We start from the raw sequence: 13285 nt of genomic DNA on the forward strand, positions 1-13285 counted from the left end.
AATGAAATTAACAAAAGAAGATATACAATTTATAGACCAATACCTCGAAAATTCTGATGTTATACACGTAGACATTAGAATGGAAATGACAGACCATATCGCTTCAGAAATAGAAGCTATGATGGAGGGTGGAGACCAAAGAGCGTTCTATTTTATTTTTAAAGATTACATGGTCGCCAACAAGCACAGCTTGCTTTCAAACAATAAATCGTTTATTAAAGCAACGGATAAACAATTAAGCCTAAGCATATTTAAAGCCTTAATGGAATGGCCAAGTCTGCTCACGTTTCTTATTTGTATGTTGCTTTTTACAATCCTTAACATGGTAACTAACATTAGTGTATTAAAAAGTTGGGTTGGTGTATTGCCACTTATTGGCTTTGTGTTTTTTGGTGTAACTTATTTTGTGCAATTAAAATGGTTTAAGCTAGAGCGTTTTTCTGCCTTAGAACGCATGGGTTTTATTTATGTTATGGCGTTCCACTTGTTTCATTTTTGTTGGAGTATTTCAAATTTTAAAAAGGTAGAAAACAATTATGTAGTCTATGTATTCTCTAGTTTAGCTCTGGCACTTTTGGTAGCCATGGTATTGGTAGCTAAGAATAAGGCAGAGGATTATAAAAACAGATTTAAAGTTTTGGTTTAAAAAATGAAGCTAACAAAAGAAAACATAGATTTTATAGACAACTACCTTAAAAAAGGCGGTATAAAATATTGGGATGTACGCTTAGAAATGGTGGATCATCTGGTTTCTGATATTGAAAATTATGAAGGTGCTGCAGATTTTGAAACCGCTTTTAATCACAGTCTTGTAAATGTTGGTTGGGACAAAAATCTAGAGGTGGTGCATATGCAAAGTTGGAAATCTACAAACAAGATTTACAGAAAAATGCATTTTGATGAAATTTTAAAACTACTCAAAAATCCAGCAACGCTTATTGGTTTTGTTGCATTTTACCTTTTGTTTAATAGAATAGCTGTTATTTTTTCTGAGTACTTAAAATTAGTTGCTTTTACGGTTTTACTTGTACCAATTTTAGTGCTTTTGTATGAGTCTGTTAAGACATGGATAAAAAAGTTAGGCAAGTCGGTAAATATGCAGTACGGATTGTTCTATTTTTCTTTCGGATTGATAATGATAAACCTACCACTTCAATTATTACCTAAGACTTACTTAAATATTTGGTTACCATTCCTTATGACGGTTTACCTTTTAATGAAGGTTGCTGGTTATAAGGTTTATAAATATGCTTATAAGAAGATGTTGAAACTAAAATATCTTTATAATGAAACTTAACCAGTCTCAAATACAAGACCTATATGCGTTTACGAGAAAACACTTTGTAGAGCACTACGATTTGCAAACCGAGCTGGTAGATGACCTGGCAAATGATATTGAAACCATGTGGAAAACAGACACCAATCTTACTTTTGAAGAAGCTAGAGACAAAGCCTTTAAAAAGTTTGGCATTTTTGGGTTTATGGAAGCTATTGAAGAACGACAAAAAGCCATGAACAAACGTTATATGTGTTACTTTTGGAATGAGCTTAAGCTTTGGTTTAGGGTGCCACAAATTATAACAACATTAGGTTTGTTTTGTGTGTACTATTTATCATTTTCATCTTCATACACAGAATTCCTTTCGGTTGGGTATTATATAATAATAGCAATATGGTCTATTTTCAAAAGTGTTCAGTTAAACAGACAGTTTAGAAGACGCAAAGAAAAGTCAGATAAAAAATGGATGCTAGAAGAAATGATTTACAAACAAGCAGGAGGTACTACACTAGTTTTTATGTCTCAGGTTTATAATGTGTTTCTTATTTCGGACAGATTTTCTGGAAAGTTTACAGCTATATTGTTTTTCTCAATAATCTTTACGTTACTTACCTTAATCAATTATATAAGCTTTCAACTTATACCAAATAAAGCCGAAGCGTTACTCAATGAAACTTACCCAGAGTTCTCATTGTAACAAATCGGTACTTTTAGATACTAACACATAAACAACTAACCAATAGCTTATGATAAAGCACTTTCTTAATTTAGAGTGGAAGCAGTATTTCCGTTCTTCATATTGGCAAAAGAGTTTAGCATTAAATATTCTTCTTGTCTTTTTTGCACTTTACTTTATTGTCATGTTTTTAGGTTTAGGCTTTGGCTTACTTTTTATTTTAAAGAAAGCTTATCCAGATCAAGACCCATTTGTAATAGCCAACAGCTTTTTATTTTATTGGCTTATGGTAGATTTAATGATGCGTTTCTTTTTACAAAAGCTACCAGTAATGAGCGTTAAGCCATTACTTACGTTACCCATAAAACGATCAACCATTGTACATTTTGTATTGGGTAAATCTGCTTTGTCCTTTTTTAACTTTTTACCATTATTTGCTATAATTCCATTTAGTATAATGCTTATTAAAGAAGGTTACGAAACCACTCAGATATTGCCATGGATGTTTGCTTTAATAATTGTAGTACTCATTATTAATTTCTTAAACTTTATTATTGAAGCCTTATCCTCCAAAACCGATTTGCCATTTTTACCATTAATAGCAATTGTTGGTGTTCTGTATGGTTTAGAGTATTTTGATATCGTATCAATGACGTCTTTGGTTGGTGATGCTTTTATGAGCATTTCTGACAATCCGGTTTTAATCCTGATTCCAATAGTATTGTTGGTGATAACATATACTTTCAATTTTAAAATATTAAGAGAAAAACTATTTTTAGATAGTGGATTAAAATCCAAGGTTACAGAAGTTAAAGCGGCGGATTTATCTTGGACAAATCGCTTTGGTGATATTGCTCCTTTTATGCAGTTAGATTTGAAGTTAATATGGCGTAACAAACGCACTAAGTCTTCAGCATTTATAATGATTATTGGCCTTTTGTACGGTTTGTTTTTTTATACCCAACCAGTATACAAAGATTCTTTATATGCTGCATCTTTTGTAGGCGTGTTTTCAACAGGTATTTTCCTTATCAATTTTGGGCAGTTTATTCCGGCTTGGGATAGTGGTTATTACAAAATGTTAATGAGCCAGAATATTAAATACGAGCAGTATCTGCGTTCAAAATTTGTACTTATGATGCTTAGCGTTGTTATTATGTTTGTTTTAGGAATTCCGTACATCTATTTTGGTTGGAAGATTTTAGTCATGCATTTTGCAGCAGCCATCTACAATATTGGTGTCAACTCCCACATTATGTTATACGGAGGTTCTTTTAATAGAAAGAAAATAGACCTAAATCAGCGAGCAGCATTTAACTATCAAGGTACAGGAGCAGTACAATGGATTATAGGATTGCCTATTATGCTAATTCCATTGATAATTTTTTCGGTAGCCAACTATTTTATTGGTTTCGAAGCCGGAGTAGCAGTGCTTATTTTAATAGGAGTTGCAGGTATAGTGCTTCATAAAAAACTCATGAAATCTATTACGCAACGCTACTTAGATTCAAAATACAAAATGATTGACGCTTTTAGTCAAGATAACTAATTACACAACACAACCATGATACAGACAAAAGACCTTTCAAAAGCATATAACGGAACTACCGTTTTACATATAGACGAGTTAACCATACCAAAGGGCCAAAGTTTTGGTTTGGTGGGCAATAATGGAGCTGGTAAAACAACCTACTTTAGTTTGTTATTAGATTTAATAAAACCAACAACAGGACGTATTACCAGTAACAAAGTTGTAGTAGACCAAAGCGAAGATTGGAAACCTTTTACATCTGCATTTATAGACGAAAGCTTTTTAATTGGTTACCTTACACCAGAGGAATATTTTTACTTTATAGGAGATCTAAGAGGACAAAACAAAGCTGATATAGATGCGCTAACCTCGCAGTTTGAAGATTTCTTCAACGGAGAAATCCTTGGGAAGAAAAAATACTTGCGCGATTTGAGTAAAGGAAACCAAAAGAAAGCAGGTATTGTTGCAGCACTTATTGGTAATCCTGAGGTTATTATCTTAGACGAGCCTTTTGCGAATTTAGATCCAACAACGCAAATACGCTTAAAGCAAATTCTGAAAGATTTGGCACAAAAACAAGGTGTTACCATTTTGGTATCTAGTCACGATTTAATGCACGTTACAGATGTTTGCGAACGCATTGTTGTGCTGGAAAAAGGGAATGTTGTAAAAGATTTAGAAACTAACCCTACCACCTTAAAGGAATTAGAAGCTCATTTTTCTGGCAGTATGGCCACTCTCGAAGAAGAATAAATTACCCAATCAATCAATTTTAAAAAGCTTGTGAAGATTAAAATCGCACAAGCTTTTTTGTTTTAACTAGGTACTGTCTTTCCTCGAAAAACAATGTAATACCATCATAAATTCAAAAAGATGCTTATTTTTACCACTTAGCACACTAAAATCGATAAAGTTTAGTTATCTATTAATTAAATAGAATCAACGTTGAAATTCAAAATAAAGCACATATTATATCTTTTTTTGGTAGCGATTATTGTTCAAAATTGTTCTCGAAAAAAAGATACTTTCATCAACAGAAATTTTCATGCCTTAGGTACCGAATACAACATTCTGTATAACGGAAACATAGCTTTAGAAAGAGGAAAACTAGCTGTCAATGATGCCTTTACAGAAAATTTTTGGGAATTACTGCCAGTAGAGCGCATGCAAGTAAGCGAAGATGTTTTCTTGCCAGGACAATCTAAAAATGCAGATTTTGAACGTGCCGAAGAAAAGGCCATAAAAGCCATTCAAAAACACGGAATGAATATTGATGGCAAAGAGAAAAACCCTCAAATTGATGAAGCCTACTTATTACTAGGTAAAGCACGATATTACGATCAGCGTTTTGTACCTGCGCTTGCAGCATTCAACAATATTTTAAACAAATATCCCACAAGCGACAAGATTAATCAGGTAAAAATTTGGCGCGAAAAATCTAACATGCGTTTAGACAATAATGAAGGTGCCATAAAAAAACTTAAGCGCCTTCTCGACGAAGAAGAGATTGAAGGTCAAGATTTAGCAGATGCAACCGCGACCTTAGCACAAGCGTATATTAATATAAAAGCAAAGGATAGTGCTATACCGTTGCTGGGTATTGCTGCAGAAAATACTAAAGTTAAAAGTGAAAAAGCACGGTTTCATTTTATAAGAGGGCAATTGTATAATGAATTCAAAGAAAAAGACAGTGCCAATATGGAATTTGATGCTATTATTGATATGCATAGGCAAGTTCCTAGAGCATTTTATATTAACGCACATCTTGAAAAATCTTATAATTTCGATACAACCGAAGGTGATGAAGTAGAATTCTTGGAGTATTTAACAGAGTTAGAAGAAAACCGAGAAAACAGACCATTTTTAGACAAGATTTATCACCGAATTGCTGAGTTTCATAGAAATAAAGCTTCAGACAGCTTAGCAGAAGCTTACTACAACAAATCGTTGCGTAAAATTACATCAGACAAATTTCTAAGAGCGCTCAATTTTGAGACCATTGGTAATATGTATTTTGATAAGAACGTGTATAAAACAGCAGGAGCTTACTACGATAGTACACTAACAGCAATGACACCAAACACCAAGCCTTACAGAATTTTAAAACGTAAGCGCGAAAATTTAGATGATGTTATTTACTACGAAGGTGTCGCCCAGGTTAACGATAGTATTCTTCGTATGGTGAGTTTGCCAAAAGAAGAACAATTAGCCATTTACACTAAGTATGCTGAAGAATTAAAGCAAAAAGCACTTAAAGAAGAGCAGCGTAAAGAAGAGGAATCAAGACAACAAGAGTCTAGACAAAACATGGCTTTAAATGTCGCAAAAAGCAAAAATGCAAGGCCTAACTTAAGCCCTAGAGGATTACCAGGAGAATTTACTTCTAAAGGTGGAGACGGAGCAAGTAGTTTTTACTTTTACAATTCTACAACTGTTGCTTACGGAAAGAACGAGTTTTTAAAGATTTGGGGAGACCGAAAGCTTCAAGACAATTGGCGATTATCCAACCAAAAATCGGGAATCAAAAATTCAGAAAAAACAGAAACTATAGCTTCAGTAACTGGTAAGGAAGATCAGTATAATCCTGAAGCATATATAGCATCTTTACCAACAGAGCAAAAAGCCATTGATAGCATAGCAAAAGAGAGAAACTTTGCATATTATCAATTAGGTATCATATACAGAGAGAAATTCAAAGAGCTTTCTCTGTCCAAATCACGATTTGAAGACTTACTAAAAAACTCACCAGAAGAACGTCTTATCTTACCTTCTAAATACAATTTATATAAAATATACACGGAGCTAGGCTTGTCTAGAAAAGCAGAAGCCATGAAGTCAGATATAGTCGCTAATTATCCAGATTCGCGCTATGCTGAAATTTTACTTAACCCACAATCTGAATTAGCTAAAGACGAAAACAGTCCTGAAGTAATTTATACAAATTTATATAAGCAGTTTGAAAACCAAGAATATGCTGAGGTCATTACAGAAGCCGAAAAACAAATTAAGCGTTTAGAAGGAGATGACTTCCTACCAAAATTCGAAATTCTAAAAGCCTCTGCCAAAGGACGTCTATATGGATTTGAAGAGTATAAAAAGGGAATAGATTACATAGCATTAACGTATCCAAATACAGAAGAAGGTAAAAAAGCACAAGAACTGCTTAATAATGCCATTCCAGTATTGGCTAAAAAAGAATTTATAGAAGATGATAAAGCCACGCATTTTAATGTCGTATATCAATTTGAAAATGGCTCAGGCGAAAATATCAATGCTTTTGTAAAAACACTCAATGAAGAGATTGAAAAAAAGATTAAATATTTTGACCTAACAACATCAATTGATATATATAATGAAAGCAAAACATTTGTTGTAGTACATGGTCTTACAAGTATACAAGGAGCGAGCGGTTTTGCGCAGTTATTACAATCAGACGAAAAAGATAATAGAGGCAGACCAGTAAAACCTAAAATTACAAAAGAGTACTTTGCTATTTCGTCACCTAATTATGCTATTATTCAACGTCATAAAAACTTAAACGCATACCTAAAATTAGAATAAATTAATACCAAATCAACAATGTTTTCCTCAGACAATAAAAAATCTAAATACGCATTAAGTATGGAAACAAGTACACAACAAAACATTATAGCGCAAGGCACCAAGATAGTTGGTGATATTGCTAGTGAAGGGCCATTTAGAATCGATGGTACCGTTGAGGGTAACGTAAAGACTTCTGGAAAAGTAGTGATTGGCAAATCGGGTTTTATTAAAGGTACATTACAAGGTGAAAACGCAGATTTTGAAGGTAAATTCTCAGGTAAATTAATCTTATCTGGCACATTATCTTTAAAGTCTACTGCACATATTGAAGGTGAGGTACATACAAGTAAATTAGCAGTTGAACCTGGCGCAACCTTCAATGCTACTTGTAGCATGAAAGGCACTGTAAAAACATTACCTAATGAACCAGCAAAACCAAAACAACCAGAACAAACAACCCAAAGACAGCAAGGGTAAATACAATAAATTTTTACGATTTACAGGTGTTGCTTTACAAATGGGACTTACCATTTATGCAGGCAATTTCTTAGGTATGTGGTTAGACTCTCAATACAACTCAGATAAATTTGAACCAAGTATAACTTTGTTAGCAGTTTTTGCATCAATGTATATGGTTATTGCTCAGGTTATAAAAGTTTCTAAAGAGTAATGGTTAAAAGTATAGTCACTTACGTTCTTGTTTTTATTATTACTGGTGTGTCAGCGTATTTGCTTCACAATAATTTTATTGAAGAGAAAAATATTTTCCTTCCTTTTTCATTAAAAAAAGTATATCTGTTCTTTGTACTTTTTTCCTTATTGATCTGTTTTTTATTTAAAGTAGGAAGCGTTATTAACAAAATTAAAGAGCAATTAGGCTTTATCTACCTTGGCACTATAATTTTTAAAATTACAGTTTTTACTGCTGTTTTTTACGAATCTGTTTTTACCATAAACCTTACTAATCCTCAACGCATTGCACTAATTATCCCAATGGCAATCTTTTTATTTATCGAGGTGTTTTTTGTGGCAAAAATCCTAAACAAAACTTCTTTCTAATTTATCTCAATAAAATTGGTTTAATTGTTAATAAATTATGTACTTTTGCGCCGAATTTATCTAGAGTAATATTTTTCAAAAGAAAAAAATGAAGATAGCAAATAAACCTATCAAATCTTACTTACTGATTGTATTAGCGTTAACAGCTTTTTTTGGTTATGCTAGTGATCCTGTAAAATCGCAAGACGGAGGAATTGTAGATACTGAGCAAGAGGTTAAAGATTACATCCTTCATCACTTAAAAGATTCTCACGACTTTCATTTGTTTTCATACACTAGCGATGGTGAAAGAAAACACGTTGGTTTTCCGCTTCCTGTAATTGTTTGGGGTGAAAACGGGTTAACAACATTTATGTCTTCTGCATTTCACCATGATGATTCAGGGGAGGTCATAGTAGATAAGAACGACTCTAGGTTTGTTAAGATTCACAGTAAGATTTACGAATTAGAAGAAGGTGCAACTACCGTAAATTTTGACGACCACCATCACCCAACAAACGCTCACAAAGTTTTAGATTTCTCCATCACAAAAAGTGTGTTTGGTATTTTAATCATAGGTCTTTTAATGTTGTTTTGGTTCTCTAGGTTAGCCAAGCAATATAAAAACAGAAGCATTCCAACTGGATTTGGTAGAGTATTAGAGCCACTTGTGGTTTATGTACGTGACGAAATCGCAAGACCAAACATTGGAGACAAACACTACAGAAGATTTACAGGTTACTTATTAACGGTATTCTTCTTTATTTGGATAATGAATTTAGTAGGTTTAATGCCATTTGGTTTTAATGTAACAGGTCAGTTAGCCGTTACTGCAGCTTTAGCGGTATTAACCTTAATCATATACACATTTAGTGCTAAAAAAGATTACTGGCAACACGTATTATGGATGCCAGGAGTGCCAATTTTTGTAAAACCAGTATTGGCAGTAATAGAATTAGCTGGCCATTTCTTAATTAAACCATTTTCACTACTTGTGCGTTTGTTTGCAAACATTTCAGCAGGTCACATTGTAGTAATGAGTTTAATTGCGATTATGTTCACATTAAAGAATGAATTAGGTACAGTAGGTGCAACAGGTTTATCACTTGTGTTGTCATTCTTTATCACGTTAATAGAAGTTTTGGTTGCGTTCTTACAGGCTTATATCTTTACAATGCTTTCAGCATTATTTATAGGTATGGCTGTTGAAGAGCACGATCATCACTAATAGATTTGTTTAATTAATTTAAATTATTTGGCTATGACAGTTCCAAATTTAGTAGGTGCAGGTTTAATTGTAATCGGTGCTGGTATCGGATTAGGTAAAATTGGTGGAAGTGCAATGGAAGGTATTGCGCGTCAACCTGAAGCAACTGGTAAGATCCAGACTGCGATGATTATTATCGCTGCATTATTAGAAGGTTTAGCATTCGGTGCTTTATTCTTAGGAAAATAAGAATCGAAAATGCAAACTAATAAACACGAATTCCTGCAACGGTTGGTTGCAGGAGCGTGTTTTACAAAAAATTAAAAAAATCAAAGTAAATATATAATGGAGCAATTATTAAACGATTTCTCACCAGGATTATTTATAGTACAAACCATACTGTTTTTACTATTAATCTTTTTAATGGTGAAGTTTGCGTGGAAGCCAATTCTTAACTCTTTAAATGATAGAGAGGAAGGCATTAAAAGTGCATTAGATGCAGCTGAGAATGCTAAAAAAGAAATGGAAAACCTAAACGCAGATAACGAGCGTTTATTAAAAGAAGCGCGTATTGAAAGAGAAGCACTTTTAAAAGAAGCCAGAGAGATGAAAGATAAAATCATTTCTGATGCTACTAACGAAGCGCAAGAAAAAGCTGGCAAAATGATAGAGCAAGCTCAGGTTGCTATTGAGACCGAAAAGAAAACTGCTATGGCAGAGTTAAAAAGTCACGTAGCTGGTTTATCTATCGAGATCGCAGAAAAAGTTGTACGCGAAGAGTTATCTAACAAAGACAAACAATTAAAGCTTGTTGAAGATATGTTAGGTGAAACCACTTTAAACTAATAATCGATGGCAGAGTCTAGAGCAGCAATACGTTATGCAAAAGCAGTACTAAGTTTAGCTACCGACAATAAGGTGGCTGAAGCTGTTAATACTGATATGAAGCAAATTGCAAATGCTATTGCAGAAAGCAGTGAGTTAAATGCAGTTTTGGTAAATCCTATTGTTAGATCTGCAGACAAAAAAGCAGTGTTAACTTCAGTGTTTAAAAATGTTAATGCTGCTACAACAAACTTAATAGATACTTTAATTGCAAATAAGCGAGTGGCACTATTAGGAGATGTTGCTAATAAATACACACAATTATACGATCAGTTAAGGGACACACAAATAGCTAAAGTAACTTCAGCAACACCACTAACTAAAGAATTAGAAGAAAAAGTGTTAGCTAAAGTAAAAGCGCTTACAGGTAAAACTACAGAAATAGAAAACACGGTTGATGAATCTATTTTAGGAGGTTTTATCCTAAGAGTTGGCGATTTGCAATATGACGCAAGTATTGCTAACAAACTAAATAATTTAAAAAGAGAATTTACATTAAATTAAAATAGCTGGTCGCTGAGGTTCTCGAAGCGACGCTACGGCAAAACATAATAAAATGGCAGAAGTAAAACCAGCTGAAATATCAGCAATCTTAAAACAACAACTTTCAGGTTTTGAAGCAGGTGCTTCATTAAACGAAGTAGGAACAGTATTAACTGTTGGTGATGGTATTGTACGTGCTTATGGACTTTCTAATGCACAATACGGAGAATTAGTAGAATTCGAAGGTGGCTTAGAAGGTATCGTACTTAACCTTGAAGAAGATAACGTTGGTATCGTATTGTTAGGGCCTTCAAAAGAAATTAAAGAAGGAGCAACAGTAAAACGTACTAATCGTATCGCATCTATTAAAGTAGGTGAAGAAATGGTTGGTAGAGTTGTTGATACACTTGGTAACCCAATAGACGGTAAAGGACCAATCGGTGGTGATTTATACGAAATGCCATTAGAGCGTAAAGCACCTGGTGTAATTTTCCGTCAGCCAGTAGATGAGCCATTACAAACGGGTATAAAGTCTGTAGATGCTATGATTCCTGTTGGTAGAGGCCAGCGTGAGTTGGTTATTGGTGACCGTCAGACAGGTAAGACTACGGTTTGTATCGATACCATCTTAAATCAAAAAGAATTTTATGATGCAGGTGAGCCTGTATTCTGTGTATATGTTGCTGTAGGTCAAAAAGCGTCGACAGTAGCAAACATTGCAAAAACATTAGAAGATAAAGGTGCGCTAGCGTATACAGTTATTGTAGCGGCTAACGCATCAGATCCTGCTCCAATGCAGGTATATGCTCCTTTCGCAGGTGCTGCTATTGGTGAGTACTTTAGAGATACTGGTCGTCCAGCATTAATTGTTTATGATGATTTATCTAAACAAGCCGTCGCGTATCGTGAGGTATCTTTATTATTACGTCGTCCACCAGGACGTGAGGCGTATCCAGGTGACGTTTTCTACTTACACTCTAGATTATTAGAACGTGCTGCAAAAGTGATTGCAGATGATGAAATCGCTAAGAATATGAATGACTTACCAGAGTCATTAAAACCAATCGTAAAAGGTGGTGGTTCTTTAACAGCATTGCCAATTATTGAAACGCAAGCTGGTGACGTATCTGCATATATCCCAACAAACGTAATTTCGATTACAGATGGTCAGATATTCTTAGAGTCAGATTTATTTAACTCTGGTGTACGTCCTGCAATTAACGTAGGTATTTCTGTATCTCGTGTTGGTGGTTCTGCTCAGATTAAATCTATGAAAAAAGTAGCAGGTACATTAAAATTAGACCAAGCACAGTTCCGTGAATTAGAAGCATTTGCTAAGTTTGGTTCAGATTTAGATGCAGCTACTTTAAACGTAATTGAAAAAGGTAAGCGTAACGTAGAGATCTTAAAGCAAGCGCAAAACGATCCATTTACTGTAGAAGATCAGGTAGCTATCATTTATGCAGGTTCTAAGAATTTATTAAGAGATGTTCCTGTAGAGAAGGTAAAAGAATTTGAAAGAGATTACATAGAGTACTTAAATGCTAAGCATAGAGATACTTTAGATACATTAAAAGCTGGTAAATTAACAGATGAGGTTATTGATACTTTAACAAAAGTAGCAAAAGACCTTTCTGCAAAATTCAAAGCATAATAAATAGATTTTAGTATTGAGTAGTGAGATGTTATAGCACTCACTACTGAATACTCAATACTAATTACTAATTATGGCAAACTTAAAAGAAATACGCAATAGAATATCTTCGGTATCTTCAACGATGCAGATTACCAGTGCTATGAAAATGGTATCTGCTGCTAAATTGAAGAAAGCGCAAGATGCCATTACCGCAATGCGTCCTTATTCTAACAAGCTAACAGAATTACTTCAAAGCCTGAGCGCTACTTTAGATGCTGACAGCGGAAGTAAATTTGCCGAACAGCGTGAAGTTAATAAAGTACTTATAATCGCTATTTCTTCTAATAGAGGTTTGGCAGGAGCTTTTAATTCTAATATCATAAAACAAGCCAATACACTGTTGTCAGAAACTTATGCTGGCAAAGATGTATCAATACTTACTATAGGAAAGAAAGTAAATGATGCTTTTAAAAAGAAAACGAATATCGTTGCTAACAAAAGCGAAATTTTTGATGATTTAACTTTTGATAATGTCGCCGAAATCGCTGAAATGGTAATGAAAAAATTCACTGAGGGCGATTTTGATAAGGTTGAATTGGTTTACAATAGCTTTAAAAATGCAGCAACACAAATTGTAATGACCGAACAGTATTTACCAATTGTTCCTGTAGAGAGTGCCGCCAACACAAATCTAGATTATGTTTTTGAACCTGGTAAACAAGAAATAGTTGAAACATTAATTCCTAAGTCTCTCAAAACGCAGTTATACAAAGCAATTAGAGATTCTTTTGCCTCGGAACATGGCGCGCGTATGACAGCAATGCACAAGGCAACAGATAACGCAAAAGAGCTAAGAGATCAATTAAAATTGACCTATAATAAAGCAAGACAGGCCGCAATTACCAATGAAATCCTTGAAATTGTTGGTGGTGCAGAAGCATTAAACAACTAGGACGTATATTTTAAAAATAATACTAACCAGCTCAAAGAGGTGGTTTTTTTAGTAT

Annotated in this window: 15 protein-coding genes; all 15 read left to right on the forward strand. The window is 34.1% G+C overall.

The window, feature by feature from the left end; translation table 11 throughout:
• Position 1 precedes the first annotated feature (1 nt).
• The 15 genes from BWZ20_RS09410 (at position 2) to atpG (ending at position 13230) form a co-directional block, all read left to right on the forward strand.
• Positions 2-646 carry a hypothetical protein gene (locus tag BWZ20_RS09410; protein ID WP_076619362.1) on the forward strand — a complete coding sequence of 215 codons (645 nt, stop codon included), beginning with the start codon at positions 2-4 and terminating at the stop codon, positions 644-646.
• 3 nt (positions 647-649) lie between these two features.
• A complete protein-coding gene (locus BWZ20_RS09415; protein ID WP_076619364.1) occupies positions 650-1297 on the forward strand; it encodes a hypothetical protein in 648 nt (215 codons plus the stop codon).
• Positions 1287-1976 carry a hypothetical protein gene (locus BWZ20_RS09420; protein WP_076619365.1) on the forward strand — a complete coding sequence of 230 codons (690 nt, stop codon included), beginning with the start codon at positions 1287-1289 and terminating at the stop codon, positions 1974-1976. Before BWZ20_RS09415 ends, BWZ20_RS09420 begins: the two co-directional genes overlap by 11 nt.
• Before the next feature lie 49 nt (positions 1977-2025).
• Complete coding sequence (locus BWZ20_RS09425) at positions 2026-3504, forward strand: DUF5687 family protein (protein WP_076619367.1); 1479 nt, start codon at positions 2026-2028, stop codon at positions 3502-3504.
• A 15-nt stretch (positions 3505-3519) separates the two neighbouring features.
• Positions 3520-4239, forward strand: a complete 720-nt coding sequence (locus BWZ20_RS09430) for an ABC transporter ATP-binding protein (RefSeq protein WP_076619369.1) — start codon at positions 3520-3522, stop codon at positions 4237-4239.
• Positions 4240-4431: 192 nt separating this feature from the next.
• Positions 4432-7047, forward strand: a complete 2616-nt coding sequence (locus tag BWZ20_RS09435) for a tetratricopeptide repeat protein (RefSeq protein ID WP_076619371.1) — start codon at positions 4432-4434, stop codon at positions 7045-7047.
• Between the two features lie 18 nt (positions 7048-7065).
• Positions 7066-7506, forward strand: a complete 441-nt coding sequence (locus BWZ20_RS09440; protein WP_076619373.1) for a polymer-forming cytoskeletal protein — start codon at positions 7066-7068, stop codon at positions 7504-7506.
• Complete coding sequence (locus BWZ20_RS09445) at positions 7451-7699, forward strand: AtpZ/AtpI family protein (RefSeq protein WP_076619375.1); 249 nt, start codon at positions 7451-7453, stop codon at positions 7697-7699. The genes BWZ20_RS09440 and BWZ20_RS09445 overlap by 56 nt, the downstream gene beginning before the upstream one ends.
• The gene (locus BWZ20_RS09450; RefSeq protein ID WP_076619377.1) at positions 7699-8088 is read left to right on the forward strand and encodes a DUF6168 family protein; all 390 of its coding nucleotides are present in this window, start codon (positions 7699-7701) and stop codon (positions 8086-8088) included. The genes BWZ20_RS09445 and BWZ20_RS09450 overlap by 1 nt, the downstream gene beginning before the upstream one ends.
• Before the next feature lie 88 nt (positions 8089-8176).
• Complete coding sequence (atpB, locus tag BWZ20_RS09455; protein WP_076619378.1) at positions 8177-9295, forward strand: F0F1 ATP synthase subunit A; 1119 nt, start codon at positions 8177-8179, stop codon at positions 9293-9295.
• A 33-nt stretch (positions 9296-9328) separates the two neighbouring features.
• Entirely contained in the window at positions 9329-9523 is a 195-nt protein-coding gene (atpE, locus tag BWZ20_RS09460) for an ATP synthase F0 subunit C (protein WP_014032715.1), read from the forward strand.
• Between the two features lie 96 nt (positions 9524-9619).
• Positions 9620-10120, forward strand: coding sequence for a F0F1 ATP synthase subunit B (locus BWZ20_RS09465; protein WP_076619380.1), 501 nt, complete (start codon positions 9620-9622; stop codon positions 10118-10120).
• A 6-nt stretch (positions 10121-10126) separates the two neighbouring features.
• Entirely contained in the window at positions 10127-10663 is a 537-nt protein-coding gene (atpH, locus tag BWZ20_RS09470; protein ID WP_076619383.1) for an ATP synthase F1 subunit delta, read from the forward strand.
• A 52-nt stretch (positions 10664-10715) separates the two neighbouring features.
• Positions 10716-12296, forward strand: coding sequence for a F0F1 ATP synthase subunit alpha (gene atpA, locus BWZ20_RS09475; RefSeq protein ID WP_076619385.1), 1581 nt, complete (start codon positions 10716-10718; stop codon positions 12294-12296).
• Between the two features lie 73 nt (positions 12297-12369).
• Complete coding sequence (gene atpG, locus BWZ20_RS09480; protein WP_076619387.1) at positions 12370-13230, forward strand: ATP synthase F1 subunit gamma; 861 nt, start codon at positions 12370-12372, stop codon at positions 13228-13230.
• Positions 13231-13285: the final 55 nt, after the last annotated feature.

Source organism: Winogradskyella sp. J14-2 (genome assembly GCF_001971725.1).
GTDB lineage: Bacteria > Bacteroidota > Bacteroidia > Flavobacteriales > Flavobacteriaceae > Winogradskyella.